Source organism: Citrobacter tructae (assembly GCF_004684345.1).
Taxonomy (GTDB): Bacteria; Pseudomonadota; Gammaproteobacteria; order Enterobacterales; family Enterobacteriaceae; genus Citrobacter; species Citrobacter tructae.
Genome location: NZ_CP038469.1, coordinates 82,689 through 105,334, shown reverse-complemented (window position 1 = coordinate 105,334; position 22,646 = coordinate 82,689). Strand labels below are relative to the sequence as shown.

Annotated in this window: 19 protein-coding genes; 13 read left to right on the top strand and 6 right to left on the bottom strand. The window is 51.7% G+C overall.

Going from position 1 to position 22,646, the window contains the following annotated elements:
- Window positions 1-4 precede the first annotated feature (4 nt).
- Window positions 5-2,437 carry a glycyl radical protein gene (locus E4Z61_RS01105; RefSeq protein WP_135321148.1) on the top strand — a complete coding sequence of 811 codons (2,433 nt, stop codon included), beginning with the start codon at window positions 5-7 and terminating at the stop codon, window positions 2,435-2,437.
- 120 nt (window positions 2,438-2,557) lie between these two features.
- Window positions 2,558-3,373, top strand: coding sequence for a Cof-type HAD-IIB family hydrolase (locus E4Z61_RS01100; protein ID WP_135321147.1), 816 nt, complete (start codon window positions 2,558-2,560; stop codon window positions 3,371-3,373).
- A 45-nt stretch (window positions 3,374-3,418) separates the two neighbouring features.
- Here the strand turns inward: E4Z61_RS01100 and E4Z61_RS01095 are convergent, their stop codons facing one another.
- Entirely contained in the window at window positions 3,419-5,350 is a 1,932-nt protein-coding gene (locus tag E4Z61_RS01095) for a M48 family metallopeptidase (RefSeq protein WP_135321146.1), read from the bottom strand.
- A gap of 274 nt (window positions 5,351-5,624) precedes the next feature.
- Between E4Z61_RS01095 and E4Z61_RS01090 the strand changes: the two genes are divergently transcribed.
- Window positions 5,625-6,887, top strand: a complete 1,263-nt coding sequence (locus E4Z61_RS01090; protein ID WP_135321145.1) for a DUF1479 domain-containing protein — start codon at window positions 5,625-5,627, stop codon at window positions 6,885-6,887.
- 143 nt (window positions 6,888-7,030) lie between these two features.
- Here the strand turns inward: E4Z61_RS01090 and E4Z61_RS01085 are convergent, their stop codons facing one another.
- Window positions 7,031-8,623, bottom strand: coding sequence for an ABC-F family ATPase (locus E4Z61_RS01085; RefSeq protein ID WP_135321144.1), 1,593 nt, complete (start codon window positions 8,621-8,623; stop codon window positions 7,031-7,033).
- 224 nt (window positions 8,624-8,847) lie between these two features.
- Between E4Z61_RS01085 and ldtB the strand changes: the two genes are divergently transcribed.
- Window positions 8,848-9,768: a L,D-transpeptidase gene (ldtB, locus tag E4Z61_RS01080; RefSeq protein WP_135321143.1), complete on the top strand. Its 921-nt coding sequence runs from the start codon at window positions 8,848-8,850 to the stop codon at window positions 9,766-9,768.
- Window positions 9,769-9,830: 62 nt separating this feature from the next.
- Here ldtB and E4Z61_RS01075 read toward each other — a convergent pair whose 3' ends face one another.
- Together E4Z61_RS01075 and mntR are read right to left on the bottom strand one after the other, a co-directional pair.
- Window positions 9,831-10,940 (bottom strand): anion transporter, encoded by a 1,110-nt coding sequence (locus E4Z61_RS01075; protein WP_135321142.1) that lies wholly within the window; start codon window positions 10,938-10,940, stop codon window positions 9,831-9,833.
- The gene (gene mntR, locus E4Z61_RS01070) at window positions 10,937-11,410 is read right to left on the bottom strand and encodes a manganese-binding transcriptional regulator MntR (protein ID WP_135321141.1); all 474 of its coding nucleotides are present in this window, start codon (window positions 11,408-11,410) and stop codon (window positions 10,937-10,939) included. The genes E4Z61_RS01075 and mntR overlap by 4 nt, the downstream gene beginning before the upstream one ends.
- 186 nt (window positions 11,411-11,596) lie before the next feature.
- On the opposite strand from mntR, the gene mntS reads away from it, so the two are divergent.
- Window positions 11,597-11,725: a manganase accumulation protein MntS gene (gene mntS, locus E4Z61_RS01065; RefSeq protein WP_135321140.1), complete on the top strand. Its 129-nt coding sequence runs from the start codon at window positions 11,597-11,599 to the stop codon at window positions 11,723-11,725.
- A gap of 275 nt (window positions 11,726-12,000) precedes the next feature.
- Window positions 12,001-13,587 (top strand): phosphoethanolamine transferase, encoded by a 1,587-nt coding sequence (locus tag E4Z61_RS01060; RefSeq protein WP_135321139.1) that lies wholly within the window; start codon window positions 12,001-12,003, stop codon window positions 13,585-13,587.
- A 64-nt stretch (window positions 13,588-13,651) separates the two neighbouring features.
- On the opposite strand, the gene ompX is transcribed toward E4Z61_RS01060, so the two are convergent.
- Window positions 13,652-14,167: an outer membrane protein OmpX gene (gene ompX / locus E4Z61_RS01055; protein ID WP_135321138.1), complete on the bottom strand. Its 516-nt coding sequence runs from the start codon at window positions 14,165-14,167 to the stop codon at window positions 13,652-13,654.
- A 353-nt stretch (window positions 14,168-14,520) separates the two neighbouring features.
- On the opposite strand from ompX, the gene rhtA reads away from it, so the two are divergent.
- The 6 genes from rhtA to ybiO all read left to right on the top strand — a co-directional run bounded on the left by rhtA (window position 14,521) and on the right by ybiO (window position 21,169).
- Window positions 14,521-15,408: a threonine/homoserine exporter RhtA gene (gene rhtA, locus E4Z61_RS01050; RefSeq protein WP_135321137.1), complete on the top strand. Its 888-nt coding sequence runs from the start codon at window positions 14,521-14,523 to the stop codon at window positions 15,406-15,408.
- A gap of 304 nt (window positions 15,409-15,712) precedes the next feature.
- A complete protein-coding gene (dps, locus tag E4Z61_RS01045; protein ID WP_096757751.1) occupies window positions 15,713-16,216 on the top strand; it encodes a DNA starvation/stationary phase protection protein Dps in 504 nt (167 codons plus the stop codon).
- A 365-nt stretch (window positions 16,217-16,581) separates the two neighbouring features.
- On the top strand, window positions 16,582-17,328 hold the full coding sequence (glnH, locus tag E4Z61_RS01040) for a glutamine ABC transporter substrate-binding protein GlnH (protein ID WP_096757752.1): 747 nt from the start codon (window positions 16,582-16,584) through the stop codon (window positions 17,326-17,328).
- Between the two features lie 109 nt (window positions 17,329-17,437).
- Complete coding sequence (glnP, locus tag E4Z61_RS01035) at window positions 17,438-18,097, top strand: glutamine ABC transporter permease GlnP (protein ID WP_135321136.1); 660 nt, start codon at window positions 17,438-17,440, stop codon at window positions 18,095-18,097.
- Window positions 18,094-18,816, top strand: a complete 723-nt coding sequence (glnQ, locus tag E4Z61_RS01030; protein WP_115258988.1) for a glutamine ABC transporter ATP-binding protein GlnQ — start codon at window positions 18,094-18,096, stop codon at window positions 18,814-18,816. The genes glnP and glnQ overlap by 4 nt, the downstream gene beginning before the upstream one ends.
- A gap of 118 nt (window positions 18,817-18,934) precedes the next feature.
- On the top strand, window positions 18,935-21,169 hold the full coding sequence (gene ybiO, locus E4Z61_RS01025) for a mechanosensitive channel protein (RefSeq protein WP_135321135.1): 2,235 nt from the start codon (window positions 18,935-18,937) through the stop codon (window positions 21,167-21,169).
- Here the strand turns inward: ybiO and rlmF are convergent.
- Window positions 21,166-22,092, bottom strand: coding sequence for a 23S rRNA (adenine(1618)-N(6))-methyltransferase RlmF (gene rlmF / locus E4Z61_RS01020; RefSeq protein ID WP_135321134.1), 927 nt, complete (start codon window positions 22,090-22,092; stop codon window positions 21,166-21,168). The genes ybiO and rlmF overlap by 4 nt on opposite strands.
- A 211-nt stretch (window positions 22,093-22,303) precedes the next feature.
- On the opposite strand from rlmF, the gene mcbA reads away from it, so the two are divergent.
- Window positions 22,304-22,564 carry a DUF1471 family periplasmic protein McbA gene (gene mcbA / locus E4Z61_RS01015; RefSeq protein WP_135321133.1) on the top strand — a complete coding sequence of 87 codons (261 nt, stop codon included), beginning with the start codon at window positions 22,304-22,306 and terminating at the stop codon, window positions 22,562-22,564.
- Window positions 22,565-22,646 lie beyond the last annotated feature (82 nt).

Genomic DNA, 22,646 nt, shown 5'->3' with positions numbered 1-22,646 from the left:
AACCATGACGACTCTGAAACTGGACACACTCAGCGACCGTACTAAAGCGCATAAAACGGCCCTGATCCACATTGTGAAACCACCAGTTTGTACCGAGCGCGCCCAGCACTATACCGAGATGTATCAGCAACATCTGGACAAACCCATCCCGGTACGCCGCGCACTGGCGCTGGCTCACCATCTGGCGGAACGTACCATCTGGATTAAACACGATGAGTTGATTATCGGTAACCAGGCGAGTGAAGTCCGTGCCGCACCGATCTTCCCGGAATATACCGTGTCGTGGATTGAAAAAGAGATCGACGATTTGGCCGACCGTCCTGGTGCAGGCTTTGCGGTCAGCGAAGAGAATAAGCGCGTACTGCATGAAATATGCCCGTGGTGGCGTGGTCAGACCGTGCAGGATCGCTGCTACGGCATGTTTACCGACGAACAAAAAGGCCTGCTGGAAACTGGCATCATCAAAGCAGAAGGCAACATGACCTCCGGCGATGCGCACCTGGCGGTGAACTTCCCGCTGCTGCTTGAAAAAGGCATTGATGGGCTGCGCCACAAAGTCGATGAACGTCGTTCCCGCATTAACCTGACCTGCCTGGAAGACCTTCATGGCGATCAGTTCCTGAAAGCGATTGATATTGTGCTGGATGCCGTCAGCCTGCATATCGAACGTTTCGCCAGCCTGGCGCGTAAAATGGCGGCGACTGAAACCCGTGAAAGCCGTCGCGATGAGCTGCTGGCAATGGCAGACAACTGCGATGTGATCGCCCACGAACCGCCAAAAACATTCTGGCAGGCGCTGCAGCTGTGCTATTTCATCCAGTTGATCCTGCAAATCGAATCGAACGGCCACTCGGTGTCGTTTGGCCGTATGGACCAGTATCTCTACCCGTTCTATCGTCGCGATGTGGAGCTGAACCAGAGTCTCGACCGCGAGCACGCCATTGAGCTGCTGCACAGCTGCTGGCTGAAGCTGCTGGAAGTGAACAAAATCCGCTCCGGCTCTCACTCGAAAGCCTCAGCAGGCAGCCCGTTGTATCAAAACGTCACTATCGGCGGCCAGAATCTGGTCAACGGTCAGCCGATGGATGCCGTCAACCCGCTCTCCTACGCCATTCTGGAATCCTGCGGTCGTCTGCGTTCCACCCAGCCGAATCTCAGCGTGCGTTATCACGCCGGAATGAGTAACGATTTCCTTGATGCCTGCGTGCAGGTCATCCGCTGCGGCTTCGGAATGCCAGCCTTTAACAACGATGAAATAGTCATTCCGGAATTCATTAAGCTGGGCATTGAGCCGCAGGACGCTTACGACTATGCGGCCATTGGCTGCATCGAAACCGCCGTTGGCGGCAAATGGGGCTATCGCTGCACTGGCATGAGCTTTATTAACTTTGCTCGTGTGATGCTGGCCGCGTTGGAAGGCGGCCGCGATGCCACCAGCGGTAAAGTATTCCTGCCACAGGAAAAAGCGCTCTCTGCCGGTAACTTCCATAACTTCGATGAAGTGATGGCGGCCTGGGACACGCAGATCCGCTACTACACACGCAAATCCATCGAGATTGAGTATGTAGTCGATACCATGTTGGAAGAAAACGTCCACGACATCCTGTGCTCAGCGCTGGTGGATGATTGCATTGAGCGGGCGAAGAGTATTAAGCAAGGCGGCGCAAAATATGACTGGGTATCCGGTTTGCAGGTCGGCATTGCTAACCTTGGTAACAGTCTGGCAGCTGTGAAAAAATTGATCTTCGATCAGGGTATTATCGGTCAGCAACAGCTGGCGGCTGCGCTGGCGGATGACTTCAATGGCCTCACTCATGAACAACTGCGCCAGCGTTTAATCAACGGCGCACCGAAATACGGTAACGATGATGACAGCGTCGATACCCTACTGGCCCGCGCTTATCAGACCTATATCGATGAGCTGAAGCAGTATCATAACCCGCGTTACGGTCGCGGCCCGGTCGGTGGCAATTACTATGCCGGCACCTCTTCCATCTCAGCAAACGTGCCGTTTGGCGCCGCAACGATGGCAACGCCGGATGGCCGTAAAGCGCATACCCCGCTGGCGGAAGGCGCAAGCCCGGCATCCGGTACCGACCACCTCGGCCCAACGGCGGTGATTGGCTCAGTGGGCAAACTGCCGACCAGTGCGATCCTCGGTGGCGTGCTGTTAAACCAGAAGCTGAATCCGGCCACGCTGGAAAATGAATCTGATAAGCAGAAGCTGATGTTCCTGCTGCGCACCTTCTTTGAAGAGCACAAAGGCTGGCATATTCAGTACAACATCGTTTCGCGCGAAACGCTGTTGGAAGCGAAAAAACACCCGGATCAATACCGTGATCTGGTGGTGCGTGTGGCTGGCTACTCAGCCTTCTTCACCGCGCTGTCTCCGGATGCTCAGGACGATATCATCGCCCGCACCGAACATATGCTGTAATCCCATTGCCCGGGGGCATTTTCGCCTGCCGGGCATTTTAGTTTCGAATGAAATAAATTTGTGCTACAGGTCACATTGTTATTAGAATGTTTCTGGTTGCAGTAAATACCAGGAGCAGATATGACCATCAAAGTTATCGTCACCGATATGGACGGAACTTTTCTCGACGATGCCAAGCAGTACGATCGCCAGCGATTTATGTCGCAGTACCAGGAACTGAAAAAAAGAGATATTGAATTTGTCGTGGCCAGCGGCAACCAGTATTACCAGCTCATCTCCTTTTTCCCGCAACTCAAAGACGAGATCTCTTTTGTCGCAGAGAACGGCGCGCTGGTGTATGAACACGGCAAACAGCTTTTTCACGGCGAACTTACCCACCACGAATCCCGCATTGTCATTGGTGAACTGCTAAAAGATAAGCAACTGAACTTTGTGGCCTGTGGACTGAAAAGCGCCTACGTTAGCAAAAATGCCCCGGAGTCCTTTGTCGCGTTGATGTCAAAACACTATCATCGCCTGAAACCCGTGACGGACTATCAGGACATTGATGATGTGCTGTTCAAGTTCTCGCTAAATCTGCCTGATGCGAAAATCCCGTTAGTTATCGACCACTTACATAGCTCACTGGACGGTATTATGAAGCCCGTCACCAGCGGTTTTGGTTTTATCGATCTGATCATTCCTGGTTTACATAAAGCCAATGGCATCAGCCGATTGCTAAAACGCTGGAACCTGTCGCCACAGAATGTCGTTGCCATTGGCGACAGCGGTAACGATGCGGAAATGCTGAAAATGGCGCACTACTCTTTCGCCATGGCAAATGCCGCCGACAGCATTAAAGCGATTGCCCGCTATCAGACCGATGACAACAATCATCAGGGCGCACTGAACGTGATCCAGTCCGTACTCGATAACACCTCGCCGTTTAACGCCTGACAAATACCGGAGCTTAGCTCCGGTATTTGTACGCCACCCATCTCGTCAGAAATCCTCTAGCTCAGCGCGAGCATAGGAAGACGCAATGTATTGCCCGATAAGCTCCAGTAATGCTTGAGCATCCAGCTTAACTTTTCCCTCTTCCTGCTGGCGTAACAAATCACCGGCCACCACAATCGCAACCGCATGTTTTTTCGGATTAAACCGAATAACCTGCATAAACCGTTTGGTGGTGATATTCGGTTGATATTCGTCGTTAATGAAGAATTCAATCGTCATCGAACTGGAAATAATCGTCAGGTTATAGCTGGAAATATAGTTAAGCGGTAACGGCTGAGGCAACCACGGACTGGTGATCGCGTCCTGCGTCAACACCAGCAGCGGCTGCCACGTTCGCCGTAAGGTGGCAATGCCCAACAGCCCAAAGGCGATTCCACCTAAAGGAATCAACCAGCACCACACGCTGACCGTCTTGAACAGCAGCAAAGCCCCACCGCCCGACAGCAGCAAAAAGCTTGCAACAATCATATACCATGGCCCTTTAGCACTCATCCACAGCGCCACCGATTCTGTTGCCAACCCGGCTTCGGCTTCAAGCGCCTGGCGATAAACTTCGCGTTGTGAGGCAATTTTTACCGACATAGTGCGTGAAAGCGATGCGCTCAAAGCATCCGCATCGGTGAATAACCCACGGAAAAACGCGTTGTCATCTTTTACGACCGGCCGGGCAGCCCGCGTCAACAGTTCACCGTCCAGCGGCACCGCCAGTGCCGCAATGCGTTCACGTGTCGTCGGATGGCTATCCATCGGATGCGCTATTTCATTATCGAGACTGTTATGCGGCTCAAGCTGCCCAATATCCTGCAGCGTAGAAAGCAGATCGGCAAGCCAGTTCGCGCTGGTCACTCGCCCGTGCAAAAGGTCCTCAATAAATCGGGAAACCGGTACATCCAGCGCTGATATACGCAGTAATGCCGATGCGAACGCAGCGGGAGAAGAAATCTTTGCTCCGATACCATCAGCCGTATATTCACGGATTCGGCTCCAGTCACTGACCGTTTCATGGAAGTTCTGCAAAAACCAGAGTCCCATATCCAGCGACGGGCGCAGTACTATGCGATCAAGCCAGGAAAACCCCTGCGAGCTGTTCGCCATATGTTCAAGGCTGTTTTGGATACCGGCATACAGCGGAGCGAAACGCAGGCTATACTGCGTATCCTCTCCTGTAAAATGACTCAGTTCGTGACCAATCACCGCAGCCGTTTCCGCTTCATCCAGAAACGCCATCGACGTTAGCGGCAAATAGAGTGTATTGCCCGTCAATCGCTTGCCATCTTCAATTTGAACGGCATTGGCGGTGACAAAGAAGCCGTCAAAAAAACCGACCACGATATTGTCAGGTACGATCAGTTCCCCACGCCGGGTGATGTCACGTATCCATTGCCATAGCGCTGGGTTATTCTCTGCGGTGACATTCACCCCGCAAATGTCTGTATCATCAAGTTGAAAGAGGGTGAAACAGCGTTTGATGGAAGCCAGACTTTTTAATAGCATCCAGAAAATGGCGCCGGCGGCAATCAGGATGATCGCCACAAGTTTGAAACCACCCGCCCCACCGATATGCGACAAAATCCAGATAACTTCCGATAACGCCAGGCAAATAACGGCCAAACCACAGACTATAATTTCTGTAGCCATCACAAAGGGCAACAACCGTCGACAGCGCGTAAATGTGCGAATCAGGGTACTCTGGGAATGTCGCGAAGCGCGGGCGCTAGTCTTACATAACCCCACTGCCATCCCCACTACAGCTAAAGCCGCGCCGGCAAGCGCTATCGCCAACATCGCCAGTATCAACCGGAGATTCGCCTCTCCAACGCCATTGATATCATCAGCTACCCGCCAGCACTGCCAGAACGCATAAATCAGAATGCAGACTGGAACGGTAAAGAGATGAAGCGTTCCTTTTCTTTCCATTGAAAAATGTCCTTTTGTTAGACCAGGCCCATCCTCTTTGTTCCGGTCTTTAGTGGGCGAAATGTCACTGAGGAAAGAAGTATAGATAGCCCCCCTGGTTGCTGGTTAACGTTTTTTCCCCGTCAACCTCCATTTTCATGTCAAATCAGGCAAAACGTCCAATTTCCTCCACGTGTGCCATATTGTTTTTTTAAATTTGCATTAACTTATTTTTAACCTATATTATCACTTGCAAGATAAATCAGTTTCGAATGAAAGTTAATGCGAGGTGGTTATGGCTCTTACTTTTACCAGCGACACGTTACCTGCCGATCACAAAGCAGCGATCCGTCAGATGAAGCAGGAATTGCGGACACAGCTTGGTGACGTCCAGCAAATCTTCAGTCAGCTTAGCGATACCATTGCCACCCGCGTGGCGGAGATCAACGCGCTCAAAGCGCAAGGTGCTCCGGTCTGGCCGATATTATCTTATGCCGATATCAAAGCGGGCCGCGTGAGCGCAGAGCAGCGAGAAGAGATTAGACGTCGCGGATGTGCGGTCATTAAGGGCCATTTCCCCCGCGAGCAGGCGCTGGCATGGGATCAGTCGATGCTGGATTACCTGGATCGCAACCATTTTGATGAAGTTTACAAAGGGCCCGGCGATAACTTCTTCGGTACCCTGAGCGCCTCGCGCCCTGAAATCTACCCGATCTACTGGTCACAGGCGCAAATGCAGGCCCGCCAGAGTGAAGAAATGGCTAACGCACAGTCGTTCCTTAATCACCTGTGGACCTATGAAAGTGAAGGTAAACAGTGGTTTAACCCAGACGTCAGCGTAATCTATCCTGACCGTATCCGCCGCCGTCCACCAGGAACCACTTCCAAAGGCCTCGGGGCGCATACTGACTCCGGCGCGCTGGAGCGCTGGCTGCTTCCGGCGTACCAGCGCGTTTTTGCCTCTGTCTTTAACGGTAATCTGGCCGATTACGATCCGTGGCATGCGGCACATCGTACCGATGTCGAAGAGTATACGGTCGATAACACCACTAAGTGTTCCGTGTTTCGCACCTTCCAGGGTTGGACGGCACTTTCCGATATGTTGCCGGGCCAAGGGTTACTGCATGTGGTTCCCATTCCTGAAGCGATGGCTTATGTACTGTTACGCCCGCTGCTTGACGATGTCCCGGAAGATGAGCTGTGCGGCGTCGCACCCGGACGAGTGCTGCCAATTTCACAGCAATGGCATCCGTTGTTGATCGAAGCGTTAACCAGCATTCCGCAACTGGATGCCGGCGATTCCGTGTGGTGGCATTGCGATGTGATCCATTCCGTTGCGCCGGTTGAGAATCAACAGGGTTGGGGTAACGTGATGTACATCCCCGCCGCACCGATGTGTGAGAAGAATCTCGCCTATGCACATAAGGTGAAGGCCGCGCTGGAAAAAGGTGTATCGCCGGGTGATTTCCCGCGTGAAGATTACGAAACAAACTGGGAAGGACGCTTCACGCTGGATGATTTAAATATTCACGGTAAACGTGCACTGGGGATTATTTAATTTGTAACTTACACAATTTTCCCTAAGTATTTCTCGTTACAGGAAGGCGGCCAGCCTGTAAATCCCTGGGAGCTTACATAAGTAAGTGACCAGGGTGAACAGGTGCAGCCAACACACCTGTAACACGAAAGACGACGGGAAAATTATTCGACGCCTTTACTACGCAGGTAATCTTCGTAGTTACCGGTGAAGTCAATCACACGTTCCGGCGTAATCTCAATCACACGTGTGGCCAGCGAGCTGACGAATTCGCGGTCGTGAGAAACAAAGATCAGCGTGCCCTGGTACATTTCCAGCGCCATGTTCAGCGATTCAATCGATTCCATATCCAGGTGGTTGGTCGGTTCGTCCATCACCAGAATATTCGGTTTCTGCATCATCAGCTTACCGAACAGCATGCGCCCTTTTTCACCACCGGACAGCACCTTAGCAGGCTTTTTGATATCGTCCTGGCTGAACAACAGACGACCAAGGAAGCTGCGAACGACCTGCTCATCGTCGCCTTCTTGTTTCCACTGACTCATCCATTCGAAAACGGTCAAATCGTTTTCGAACTCATATTCGTGATCCTGCGCGTAGTAGCCAATTTGCGCATTCTCAGACCATTTAACGGTGCCATTATCCGGCGCCATGTCGCCGACCAGTACTTTCAGCATGGTAGATTTACCCACGCCGTTAGCCCCCAGGATGGCAACCTTTTCGCCCACTTCCAGCAGCAAATTGAAGTTTTTAAACAGCGGGCCGTTATCGAAACCTTTGGTCAGCGCTTCCACTTCCAGCGCGTTACGGAACAGTTTCTTATCCTGTTCGAAACGGATGAATGGGTTCTGACGGCTGGACGCTTTTACTTCGTCGAGTTTGATTTTATCAATCTGACGCGCACGAGAGGTCGCCTGACGAGATTTTGAGGCGTTGGCGCTAAAGCGACTGACGAAGGATTGCAGATCGGCAATTTGCGCTTTTTTCTTGGCGTTATCGGCCAACAAACGCTCACGCGCCTGGGTTGCTGCCGTCATGTATTCATCATAGTTACCCGGATAAACACGCAGCTCGCCGTAGTCCAGATCCGCCATGTGCGTACAGACCATGTTCAGGAAGTGACGGTCGTGCGAAATGATGATCATGGTGCTGTCACGCTCGTTCAGCGTCTGCTCCAGCCAACGAATGGTGTCGATGTCCAGGTTGTTGGTCGGTTCATCGAGCAGCAGGATGTCCGGGTTAGAGAACAGCGCCTGCGCCAGCAGCACACGCAGCTTCCAGCCGGGTGCAACTTCGCTCATCGGGCCGTAATGTTGTTCTACCGGAATACCAACGCCCAGCAGCAGTTCACCGGCACGAGATTCAGCCGAATAGCCGTCCATCTCACCGTATTTAACTTCGAGATCGGCGACTTTATAACCATCTTCTTCGCTCATTTCCGGCAGCGCATAGATACGGTCACGTTCCTGCTTCACTTCCCACAGTTCAGCGTGACCCATAATGACGGTGTCCAGAACGGTGAACTCTTCAAAAGCGAACTGATCCTGACGCAGCTTACCGATGCGTTCGTTCGGATCGAGGGAAACGTTACCCAGCGTCGGTTCGAGGTCGCCGCCGAGAATTTTCATAAAAGTGGATTTACCGCTACCGTTGGCGCCAATCAGGCCGTAACGGTTGCCGCCGCCAAATTTGACGGAAATATTTTCAAACAGCGGCTTACTGCCGAACTGCATGGTGACGTTGCTGGAAACTAACACTGGCGTATCCTGAAAGAAGAAATATGTGACGAACCGCTTATTATGCCATAAGTCTGGAATAAGATCGCGCCTTCATGCGAGAGGAATAAAGTGAAACCAAAAGGAAAAAAATGTGATTTAGTACACATCCGAATTCCTTGTTGCATAGAATGCACATATAATGCGTGCCCAACACTACATAAATCTCAACCCACTAGCCTGCCAGGCTTCAGAATCTCGTAAAAATGAATATGAAATTGACAACGCTTTTCGCGGCGGCACTCGCAGTAGTTGGTTTTTGTAACACTGCCTCAGCCGTCACGTACCCGCTGCCTACCGATGGTAGCCGTTTGATTGGCCAAAACCAGGTCATCACCATTCCTGAAGGCAACACCCAACCGCTGGAGTACTATGCGGCTGAATACCAGATGGGTCTGTCTAACATGCTGGAAGCCAACCCGGGCGTGGATACCTTCCTGCCGAAGGGCGGCACCGTGCTGAACATTCCTCAGCAGTTGATCCTGCCGGATACCGTGCATGAAGGTATTGTTATCAACAGCGCAGAAATGCGTCTGTACTACTACCCGAAAGGCACCAACACCGTTATCGTTTTACCGATTGGTATCGGCCAGTTAGGCAAAGACACGCCGATCAACTGGACCACCAAAGTTGAGCGTAAGAAAGCAGGCCCGACCTGGACGCCAACCGCCAAGATGCACGCTGAATACCGCGCTGCGGGCGAACCGCTGCCAGCGGTTGTTCCAGCCGGTCCGGATAACCCGATGGGTCTGTACGCACTGTATATCGGTCGCCTGTATGCCATCCACGGGACCAACGCGAACTTCGGCGTCGGCCTACGCGTCAGCCACGGTTGCGTGCGTCTGCGTAATGAAGACATCAAGTTCCTGTTCGAAAACGTTCCGGTTGGCACGCGCGTCCAGTTTATTGACGAACCGGTAAAAGCCACGACCGAACCAGACGGCAGTCGTTACATTGAGGTGCATAACCCACTGTCTACCACTGAAGCACAGTTCGAAGGCGGCGAAATCGTACCGATTTCCCTGAACAAGAGCATTACCAGCATCACCGGTCAGCCGGACGTCGATCAGGCCGTCGTTGAGCAGGCGGTACAGAACCGTTCCGGTATGCCGGTTCGCCTGAACTAAGCAGACCTGAAACGAAAAAGGCGGATGATTCATCCGCCTTTTTTATTGCCTCTCTGCCGCTACTACCGCAACAGCAGCAAACCATATCCCACCAGCGCCGCCCAAATCAGCATCGGCACCGAATACCAATGAAAACGCCACCAGATACGCCGGTCGTTTGCCATTCGTAAAGCAATAAGATTCGCCAGCGATCCCGGTAACAGTCCAAAACCGCCAATATTGACAGCCCAGGCCAGCAGTAGCGTTGGCGGGACATAGTTCAGTAGTAAAATAGTGCTGGGTACATTACTGATAAACTGCGACAGACCGATTGCCGTCAACCATAGTCCAGGTTGGGAAAGCGTACCAAAGTGGCCCGAAATCCCCTGGAGTACGGGTAACTGCGTCAACAGATGTACATCGATAAACATCGCCATAAACACCAGCAGCAGCGTCCAGTCCACGCTGAAGATCACGCGGCGAGCCAGCACCATAAAGCCTGTCGCCACAATCGCCAAACCCCAGAGTTCCTGCTTCAGCTCCAGCGCCGTCAGAAAGACGATATACAGTGCCAGGCAACTCCACACCAGCCGGGGCTGCCAGTCCGGCGCACGCGTGCCGGTATGATAGTGCAAATCTGTACGCGGAAAACTAAACCAGCACAGCACCACCAGCGTCAGCATCATCGCACCGGCAAGCGGTGCCATTTGCCAGGTAAACGCGGTGAATGACAGTCCGGAGCGCCCCCACATCAGGATGTTCTGCGGATTACCGATTGGCGTCAGCAGCGATCCAGCGTTCACCGCCAGCGCCTCAAAAATAATGAGGCGGTTCACCGGAATCTCGCACAGTTTTTTCAGGGTGATGGTCAGCGGCACCACAATAAACAGGGCGACATCGTTGGTCAGAAACGTCGACAGTAACGCCGCCGCCAGCACCATAAATATCGCTAACTGGCGTTCCGTCTTGAAGCGGCGGGTCATCTTGCGCCCTAGCACATCGAAGTAACCACTCAACTCCACGCCTTTAGTCAGTAACATCAGGCCGCTGAGGGTAATAATCGTGTGCCAGTCAATGGCCCCCGGCCAGCTCCCAGGGGTAAACGGTGTGAACAGACTCAGAACAATACCGGTGATGATGAGCAGTTGGAAAAAACGATCGCGCTGCAATGCGCGTAATAAAGGAAAACTCATTCAGAGCCTGTTCCTTGCTGTTGGGTAAATCGGCTAAAAGCCTCCAACGTTTCCTTACTCACATGGTGTTCCATCCCTTCCGCATCGCGACGAGCAATTTCCGGGCTGATACCTAACATCAGCAGAAAATTCTCTACGATCTGATGACGTTCGCGACTCTCCTGGGCCAGTTTCTCTCCTTCTGCGGTTAAGAACACGCCGCGCCAGGGGATCATTTCAATCAACCCCACGGAGGCAAGGCGCTTGAGCATCTTGGCGACGGTGGGTTGAGAAACCCCAAGCCGAGCGGCCATATCCACCTGACGCGCTTCCCCCACTTCGATAATGAGGTCGGAAATCAGCTCCACGTAATCATCAATCAGTTCGCGACGATGCGCCTCCCTGACCTGACGAAACCCTTCAACATGTTCCTCAACATTCACTAATTGCGTCACTTTTTTTGTTGTTGGCATACCTGCGCGACGACTCATTCTGCTTCCTCGTTCCTGTGACGCGTTAACGGCATCTGATTAGAGAGCGCTCATTGTAAACCAGAGTTGCGCGGGCACAAAAATTTAACGTTTTAGCAATAGCTATATAATATAGCCTGTGCTATATCTGTATATAATAAAGACATCCCTCACGGATTGATGGGATCGTGAAGTCAGGAGGTTCATATGAATGAATTCAAGAGGTGTATGCGCGTGTTTAGTCACTCTCCTTTTAAAGTACGGTTGATGCTGATCTCTATGCTGTGCGACATGATCAACGGCAAACCAGAGCAGGATAAACCCTCAGGCAAATAATGCGGCGTCGCGGTACGCCGCTTCATTTTCCTGCCATAGCGTCGATACACTGGTCTGTTTCCCGCAATAACCCTTCTTTTTGTCCATTTTGCCATCTCCCTCGCAAAACATTTTCTTTGTAGTAGTTGACCTTCTCTCGCACACACTCTATCTTTTCGCAGCCCTGCGTATATTGCGGCTCGCAGATGCGGACCTCATCCCTCTTCTCGCTCTCTCAGGCAGGCAATGACCCTTTGCGCCAGGGTAAGCACATGGCGTTTTTGCAACAGTGACATATGAATTTAACCCTCAAAGATTCACTTATTGCTCGTAGCCGGGCGCTTAGCCCGTGGACTGGCTTCTATTTCTTACAGTCTCTGCTGATAAACCTCGCATTGGGCTACCCGCTTAGCCTGCTTTATAGCGTCGCCTTTACCTGTATATTGCTGCTCCTGTGGCGCTATGCTCCGCGCACGCAAAAAGTGCTGATTGGCATTTGTTCACTGATTGCAGCGATGTACTTTCCGTTTGGTCAGGCTTACGGTTCGCCAAACTTCAATACCCTGCTGGCGCTGCACTCGACCAACATGGAAGAGTCCACTGAAATCCTGACCATCTTCCCCTGGTACAACTACCTGGTTGGGATATTTATCTTTGCCCTTGGCGTACTTGCCGTGCGACGTAAAAAAGATGCGACGAAACGCCGCTGGAATAAGTTCGACAGTTTGTGTTTGCTGGTCAGCGTCGTGGCGTTCTTTGTTACGCCAGTGCAAAACCTGGCCTGGGGCGGCGTCTTCAAATTAAAAGATACTGGATATCCGGTGTTCCGCTTTGCCAAGGACGTTATCGTCAATAACCACGAAGTCCTCGACGAACAGGAGCGCATGGCGAAGCTGGCGAGCGTCAAGGACAGTTGGACGGTGACGGCGGTGAAACCTAAGTACCACACCTATGTCGTGGTGATTGGTGAAAGCGCCCGCCGTGATGCGTTAGGCGCGTTCGGCGGCCACTGGGATAACACTCCCTTTGCCAGTAGCGTTAACGGTTATATTTTTGCAGATTACATCGCGGCCAGCGGGTCAACGCAGAAATCGCTTGGCTTAACGCTTAATCGGGTGGTCGATGATAAGCCGCAGTTCCAGGATAACTTTGTCACTCTCGCCAACCGCGCTGGGTTCCAGACGTGGTGGTTCTCTAATCAGGGGCAGATCGGTGAATATGATACGGCAATCGCCAGTATCGCCAAGCGTGCTGACGAGGTTCACTTCCTGAAAAACGGCGACTTCGAAGCCGATAAAAACACCCGTGATGAAGCACTGTTGAAAATGACCGCCCAGGTATTGGAAACCGAGCGTACTCAGCCACAGCTCATCGTGCTGCACTTGATGGGTTCGCATCCGCAAGCCTGCGACCGTACTCAGGGGAAATACGAAACCTTCGTCCAGTCGAGAGAGACATCGTGTTATCTATACACCATGAAGCAGACCGATGACCTGCTGCGTCAGCTCTACGATCAACTGCGTAATAGCGGCGACAGCTTCTCGATGGTCTACTTCTCCGATCATGGCCTCGCCTTTAAAGAACGCGGTAAAGAGGTGCAGTATCTGGCGCACGACGATCAGTTCCAGCAGAATTTCCAGGTACCATTTATGGTGGTATCCAGCGACGATAAAGCACACCGGGTCATTAAAGCCCGTCGTTCCGCGAATGACTTCCTGAGCTTCTTCTCACAGTGGACGGGTATCAGCGCCAAGGAAATCACTAACCGCTACCGCTTTATCTCAGAGAAGAAAGCCGGGCCGGTGTATATCACCAACTTCAAATTACAAAAGGTGGACTACAACCATCTTGGCACCGACATCTTCGAGACTAAATCACGTTAACCTCGCAAACCGCAGGCAAAAAAAATCCGCCTCATAAGGCGGATTTTTTATATCACCGAAGTGATTAGAAGCGGTAACCAACACCCGCAATCCAGGTACCTACGTCAACGCTACGAATACGGCTCTGCTCGTAAGAGAAGTCCAGAGCGACGTTTTCGATCGGGTTGAACTGCAGACCAGCACCGTAAGAGAAACCGTAGTCGCTGGTGGTGTGGTTATCAGCCGGAGATGCTGCGTTCTGGAATTTACCGTAGCCAACACCTACTACACCGTAGATGCTTGCCCAGTCGTTCAGACGGTAAGCAGGACCTGCAGTGATGCCGTAGTACTGGGTTTTGTTGTAGTCACCAGAAGCATCAGTACGATCTTTTTCAGTGTAAGTGAAGGAACCGATTACGCCCAGCGGGTTGTTGTCCTGCTCGTAACGATACTTCAGGTTAAAACCGTTCATTTTGTTCGCAGCGCCCTGAGCATCGCTCTGAGCATAACCACCGGTAACGGTAGAAGTAGACGCAACAGCGGAACCTGCGGAGAAAGCCAGAACAGCGGCCAGTGCTGAAAGACATGCAATTTTTTTCATAACCACCTCAAATGTGCTTCAAGTAAATCTTAAGTTTTAAATATACCAAAAATTGATGGGAAACTCTTTGCGATTAGCGATGTCTAACGGAAAATTTCATGTAACAGAACATTTCAAAAACAAGCTATCTCTTTCAATTAACATCATTTTTATAACGAATAATGCCATTATTGCGCGCACAACACGGCACATTCATCCAGAACATTCCTAATCACGCAGATTATTAATCCATCGATTTCATGCCATTGTACGTATCTCAGCAAATTTTTTTTCAACGAATACTCAACCACCTGTGTCTATTTCCATTACACTCGCTGTTTTACCTCTATTGACATAATTTGACAGGAGAAAGGATGCCGGGATCGTTACGTAAAGCGCCAGTCTGGTTGCCTATTTTGGTTTTGCTGATTGCGATGTCTTCCATACAAAGCGGCGCATCGCTGGCGAAATCGCTGTTCCCGCTCGTCGGTGCGCCAGGTGTGACCGCGCTACGTCTGGCACTGGGAACATTAATCCTCATCGCATTCTTTAAACCCTGGCGGTTACGCTTTGCCAAAGAGCAGCGTCTTCCTCTGCTGTTTTACGGCCTGTCGCTGGGCGGGATGAACTATCTCTTCTACCTGTCGATTCAGACCGTCCCGCTGGGGATTGCCGTGGCGCTGGAATTTACAGGGCCGCTGGCGGTGGCGCTGTTCTCCTCCCGGCGCCCTGTTGATTTCATTTGGGTGGCACTGGCCGTACTTGGACTCTGGTTCCTGCTGCCGTTGGGTCAGGACGTGTCGCACGTAGACTTAACCGGTGCCGCGCTGGCGCTGGGGGCTGGTGCCTGCTGGGCGGTCTATATTCTTACCGGCCAGCGCGCTGGCGCAGAGCACGGCCCGGCAACCGTGGCGGTAGGTTCGCTGATTGCGGCGATCATTTTCGTTCCGCTGGGCGTCATACAGGCTGGCGAGGCGCTGTGGCACTGGTCGCTTCTGCCGTTGGGCCTGGCGGTCGCCGTCCTCTCTACGGCACTGCCCTACTCGCTGGAGATGATCGCGTTAACGCGCCTGCCTACACGCACATTTGGCACGTTGATGAGCATGGAACCTGCGCTGGCTGCGGTTTCCGGAATGATCTTCCTCGGAGAGACGCTGACGATGGTACAGATGCTGGCACTGGGGGCCATTATTGCCGCCTCAATGGGTTCTACGCTCACCATCCGTAAAGAGCCGCAAATTAAGCAACTCGACGTGAATTAACCTGTCGACATTCTGCATGGTTTGCATAATCATGCAGAATATCTTTTTGTTTATCTCAATGATTATTATTCCTATCCCGCTACTCTTTCGCACTGCCTATTTATCTCGAATATAAACATCCAGAAAAAATAGCTGACAACAGATTACATTTACATTTATGCAATTGATCCCATTGGATATTTATATTTCCCAAACTGTTCACTATTAAAGTGATAGGTAAGGCCAGAAAAATAAAGCTGAATTTAGGTCTATACTTACTCTCGTTGAATGACCTGGGACATAAATATCAAGAGGATATGAGATTATGAGTACCGCAAAATTGGTAAAAACAAAAGCATCCCCCCTTCTTTATACCCGTAACGATGTATCCGACAGTGATAAGAAAGCGACCGTGGAGTTGTTGAATCAGCAGGTGATCCAGTTCATTGACCTGTCACTCATCACTAAGCAAGCGCACTGGAACATGCGTGGTGCCAATTTTATTGCCGTACATGAAATGCTGGATGGCTTTCGAACTGCGTTAACCGATCACCTCGACACCATGGCCGAGCGTGCCGTGCAGTTAGGTGGCGTTGCACTGGGAACCACGCAGGTTATTAACAGCAAAACGTCGCTGAAAAGCTACCCGCTGGATATCCACAGCGTGCAGGATCACCTGAAAGAGCTGGCTGAACGTTATGCCGTAGTCGCTAACAGCGTGCGTAAAGCCATTAGCGAAGCCAAAGATGAAGATACCGCAGATATTTTCACCGCCGCATCGCGCGATCTCGACAAATTCCTGTGGTTCATCGAAGCCAACATCGAATAACGTCCATGATAAGAAATACCTATAGCACCCTCGCCCCGGCGGGGGTTTTGCACTTTTTTGGTGCGTAACATTGATTGCCCGCGACTGTAAAGTAAAATATTTGTAATAATCACTTCACACAATCGTTAATGAAAGATTGTTTTATCAACAATTTTTACGCTAAATAGTCATATCGTTTGCATCGCTCCCTTCGCGCACCAAATAAGTGCCCCAGAATGGTGCAGGCAGCCTGCTTTGCCCTACTTATTGTGCAGCAAAACGTAGCACCTTCTTGTTAAAACAATAAGTTGCAAAATTGGCACGATTTTTTCATTAAGCCATATGTTCTCGCAGGGGATCGCCCCGTGGATATAAAAGGAAATCCTATGAAGTCTGTATTAAAAGTTTCACTGGCTGCACTTACCCTGGCTTTTGCGGTGTCTTCTCATGCCGCGGATAAGAAACTCGTTGTCGCAACCGACACTGCTTTTGTTCCGTTTGAATTTAAGCAGGGTGACAAATACGTCGGTTTTGATGTGGATCTGTGGGCTGCTGTCGCCAAAGAGTTGAAGCTGGATTATGAACTGAAACCGATGGATTTCAGCGGCATCATTCCGGCACTGCAAACCAAAAATATCGATTTGGCGTTGGCAGGTATCACCATCACCGAAGAACGTAAAAAAGCGATCGATTTTTCTGACGGCTACTACAAAAGCGGCCTGTTAGTAATGGTTAAAGCAAACAATAACGACGTGAAAAGCGTTAAAGATCTGGATGGTAAAGTGGTTGCAGTGAAAGGCGGAACCGGTTCTGTCGATTACGCAAAAGCGAACATCAAAACCAAAGATCTGCGTCAGTTCCCGAACATTGATAACGCATATATGGAACTGGGTACTAACCGCGCAGACGCCGTGCTGCACGACACGCCAAACATTCTTTACTTCATCAAAACTGCAGGTAACGGTCAGTTTAAAGCCGTAGGCGACTCTCTGGAAGCCCAGCAGTACGGTATTGCCTTCCCGAAAGGCAGCGACGAACTGCGTGAGAAAGTAAACGGCGCGCTGAAAACGCTGAAAGAGAACGGCACATACAACGAAATCTACAAAAAATGGTTCGGTACTGAACCTAAATAAAAATGGCCTTCTGTAACGCCCGGTGGCGCTAACGCGTACCGGGCCTACAATTTTTGAGTCATCACGTTATGGCTCATTGTTTTTCTCACCACGGTAACAGGAACGACATATGCAGTTTGACTGGAGTGCCATTTGGCCCGCCATTCCGCTCTTGATTGAAGGCGCCAAAATGACTCTGTGGATTTCGGTCCTCGGTCTGGCTGGCGGTCTGATCATCGGACTTGCAGCAGGGTTTGCACGTACCTTCGGCGGTTGGATAGCCAACCACGTTGCGCTGGTATTTATCGAAGTCATCCGCGGCACGCCCATCGTTGTGCAGGTGATGTTTATCTACTTTGCCCTGCCGATGGCCTTTAACGATTTGCGCATTGATCCTTTCAGCGCCGCCGTCGTCACCATCATGATTAACTCCGGTGCCTACATCGCAGAAATTACCCGTGGCGCAGTGCTCTCAATTCATAAAGGTTTCAGCGAAGCCGGGCTGGCGCTGGGTCTCTCGCGTACAGAGACTATTCGCCACGTTATTTTGCCTCTCGCGCTGCGTCGTATGCTGCCGCCGCTGGGCAACCAGTGGATCATCAGCATTAAAGATACCTCGCTGTTTATTGTCATTGGCGTCGCTGAACTGACTCGTCAGGGTCAGGAAATAATTGCCGGTAACTTCCGCGCACTGGAAATCTGGAGCGCCGTTGCGGTGTTCTATCTGATTATTACGCTGGTGCTGAGCTTCGTTCTGCGTCGTCTGGAAAGAAGGATGAAAATCCTGTGATTGAATTTAAAAACGTCTCTAAGCATTTTGGTCCCACCCAGGTGCTGCATAACATTGATCTGAATATTGGCCAGGGTGAAGTGGTGGTGATTATCGGCCCTTCCGGTTCCGGTAAATCCACCCTACTGCGCTGCATTAACAAGCTGGAAGAGATAACCTCCGGTGAGCTAATTGTCGACGGACTAAAGGTCAACGATCCGAAGGTCGACGAGCGGTTAATCCGCCAGGAAGCCGGGATGGTGTTCCAGCAGTTCTATCTGTTCCCACACCTGACGGCGTTGGAAAACGTCATGTTTGGGCCGCTGCGCGTACGTGGGGCGAAGAAAGATCAGGCTGAGAAACAGGCCAAAGAGTTACTGGCTAAAGTGGGCCTTGCTGAGCGTGCTCATCACTATCCTTCTGAGCTATCCGGCGGCCAGCAGCAGCGCGTGGCGATCGCCCGTGCGCTGGCGGTGAAGCCAAAAATGATGCTGTTTGATGAGCCAACCTCAGCCCTTGATCCGGAACTGCGTCACGAAGTGCTGAAAGTTATGCAGGATCTGGCGGAAGAAGGCATGACGATGGTGATTGTGACCCACGAAATCGGCTTTGCCGAAAAAGTGGCCTCACGCCTGATCTTCATTGATAAGGGCCGCATTGCCGAAGACGGTAATCCGCAAACCTTAATTGAAAATCCGCCCAGCCAGCGCCTGCAGGAATTTTTACAGCACGTTTCCTGATGCTGACACCTCCCTTCCCCCCGAAGGGAGGTTCCTCCCCAGAATCTTCTGATTTCACGCTCCTCCCGCCCTGACATCTATACTTATCCTTTTGTGTTTGTTTCTCATGGGAGGAGTCATGCGGTGGATCTTGTTCATCTGCTTTTTTCTGCTGAGCGTCCCGGCTCAGGCGGTCACCATACCCGGCGTAACGACCACAGCATCCGCCAACCCGCCAGCCGAGCCTGCTGCAGAACCTGACATTGAGCAAAAGAAGGCCGCTTACGGTGCCCTGGCCGACGTGCTGGAGAATGACGCCTCACGCCAGGAGTTGATAGGTCAACTGCGAAAAGTAGCGGCAACGCCTCCACCTGACCCGGTACCGACTATCGTTCCTCCCACGCTAACGGAGGAAAAAACGGTACTCGAGAACGTGACCGATGTCAGTCGCCACTACGGGGAAGCCCTCTCCAGCCGATTTGCCCAGCTTTATCGCAACATCACCGACGCACCGCACAAATCATTTAATCCGCAATCTTTCACCAATGCCCTGACCCACTTCTTCATGCTGGCAGTGTCCGTGTTCGGGTTTTACGGGCTGATACGCTTATGTGCGTTGCCGCTGTATCGCAAAATGGGACAATGGGCGCGGCAAAAAAATCGCGAGCGCAGCAACTGGCTACAGCTTCCCGCAATGATTATTGGTGCGTTCATCATCGATTTATTGCTGCTGGCGCTGACGCTGTTCGTTGGGCAGATATTGAGCGACAGAATGAATGCCGGCAGCCGCACCATCGCTTTCCAGCAAAGTTTGTTTCTCAATGCCTTCGCGCTGATCGAGTTCTTCAAGGCCATTTTGCGTCTGATATTTTGCCCGACGGTGGCAGAGTTGCGTCCGTTCAATATTCAGGATGCGGGGGCACGCTACTGGAATCGTCGCCTGAGCGCACTAAGCAGCCTGATTGGCTATGGACTTATCGTAGTGGTGCCCATTATCTCTAATCAGGTCAATGTGCAGGTTGGCGCCATGGCTAACGTCATCATCATGCTGTGCATTACGCTGTGGGCGCTGTATCTAATCTTCAGGAACAAAAGAGATATCACCCAGCATTTGCAGAATCTGGCTGAAAGGTCACTGGCTTTTTTCAGTCTGTTTATCCGCGCCTTTGCACTGGTATGGCACTGGCTGGCCAGCGCCTATTTCATCGTGCTATTTTTCTTCTCGTTGTTTGATCCGGGTAACAGCCTGAAATTTATGATGGGGGCAACGCTGCGCAGCCTGGTGATTATCGGCATCGCCGCCTTTGTTTCCGGCATGTTTTCCCGCTGGATCGCCAAAACTATTACGCTTTCACCACATACCCAGCGCAGCTACCCGGAATTGCAAAAACGACTGAATGGCTGGCTGTCTACGGCGTTAAGCATCGCACGGATCCTGACGGTCTGTGTCGCCGTAATGCTGCTCCTCAACGCCTGGGGGCTGTTCGATTTCTGGAACTGGCTGCATTACGGCGCAGGCGAAAAAACGGTAGATATCCTGATCCGCATCGCGCTAATTTTATTCTTCTCCGCCATCGGCTGGACCCTGCTCGCCAGCCTGATTGAAAATCGTCTGACCTCGGATATCCATGGACGGCCCCTGCCCAGTGCGCGTACCCGCACGTTACTGACGCTGTTTCGCAACGCGCTGGCGGTGATTATCAGCACCATTACTATTATGATCGTGCTGTCAGAAATTGGGGTTAATATTGCCCCGTTACTGGCGGGTGCTGGCGCGCTGGGGCTGGCGATATCGTTCGGCTCGCAGACGCTGGTGAAGGATATTATTACCGGGATCTTTATCCAGTTTGAAAATGGCATGAATACCGGAGATTTAGTAACCATCGGTCCGCTAACCGGCACTGTTGAGCGAATGTCGATTCGTTCAGTGGGCGTACGCCAGGACACCGGGGCGTACCATATTATCCCATGGTCTTCGATAACCACCTTCGCCAACTTTGTGCGCGGCATCGGATCGGTCGTCGCCAATTACGACGTGGACCGTCATGAGGATGCGGAAAAAGCCAATCAGGCGTTGAAAGACGCGGTCGCGGCAGTAATGGAAATGGAAGATATTCGCGGATTTATTATTGGCGAGCCGTCATTTGCCGGGATTGTGGGATTAACCAATACGGCGTTTACGCTGCGGGTTTCGTTTACCACCTTACCGCTGAAGCAGTGGGCAGTACGCTTTGCGCTCGACAGTCAGGTGAAAAAACATTTTGACCAGGCCTACGTGCGTACGCCAGTACAGACCTACCAGGTCCTGCCTGCACCGGCGAATGGCCCCACGGCAGCCGCTGATCCGCTGCCGCCGACGGAGTCGACGATTTAGCGTTGACGCGCCATAAAACGGCGACGTTGATCGTTATCCATAAAGGTCCAGGCAATAAAGCGGCTTTGCTTTTGTCCCTGGGCCATCTCTTTTTTGACCACTTTCACCGCCCCCACATCCGTCAAGGCGTGGTACAGCGGCGGCAGGTTTTCACCCCGTGAAACCAGCGTGGTGAACCACATGACCTGGCGACCAAAGGTCTGGCTTTCCGCGATCATTTTTTTGATAAATGCTACTTCGCCGCCTTCACACCATAACTCCTGCTGTTGGCCGCCAAAGTTCAGGGCATCGTCTTTATCCTGTCCCAGGTTACGACGCTTGCGCTCGCCTCCGGCACGGGCTGAAGCAGCAGAGTCATGGAACGGAGGATTACAAAGCGTGGCTTCGAACTGTTCATTCTTATGAATGATTCCGCTGAAGATAGCCGATGGCACTTTCTGACGGCGCAGGCGGATAGCTCGGGTTAAACCCGGATTGGCGTTAATGATCGCCTGTGCGCTGCTCAACGCTTCTTGGCTGGTCTCGCTACCGGTAAACCGCCAGCCATACTCATGCACGCCAATTAGCGGATAAATACAGTTTGCCCCAACGCCGATGTCCAGCACGCTCGCATTAACAGGGATAGTACCTGTCGTTTCACCCAACAGATCGGCCAGATGGTGAATGTAATCAGCCCGACCCGGTACCGGTGGGCACAGGAAGCCTTGCGGAATATCCCAGTTAGCCACCGCATAGTAATGTGCCAACAGTGCTTTATTCAGCGCCTTCACGGCCGATGGGTTCGCGAAATCAACGCTCTGCTCGCCACCTGGCGTAAGCGTGAGAAATTGCGTCAATTCGGGCGTAACCTGGCATAACGTAGCAAGATCGTAACGGCCATTGTGGCGGTTGCGTGGGTGTAATCCCGGTTTCTGGGGGGGCATAACATTCTCCTTTTAACAGCGGCGTAAGATACCCGCATAACGCCACGCGGTAAACACACACAACAGGGAAAATCGATAATTTTTGCCTGATTTACGCAAAATGAATTGCTCGAAAAATGAGCAGTTGATCATCGATTTTTTGCCGTAATTATCATGCCATGACGTCCTAAACTTATCAGGCACCACCTGTTGTCTCTCAGAGGATATCATCATGAAGAAATGCCTCACATTCCTTGCCGCTACCGTACTCACCGGCATGACATTTGCGTCTTTTGCTGCCCCGCCTAACACCAACCCTGCCACCGGTCCGCTGCAAGCCTCCGGAACCGTATCGGCTACCGGCGCTTCAAGTCTGAGCGATCTTGAAGATAAACTGGCTGAAAAAGCGAAAGAGCAAGGCGCAAAAGGCTATGTGGTTAATTCTGCTGGCGGTAAAAACCAGATGTACGGTACAGCAACGATCTACAAATAACCTCCCTCAGCCTAACTGCATTCATCCTGAATGCAGTTTTCTTTTCTGCCCTCAGCGCAACCTCTGCACAAACTGTAACCAT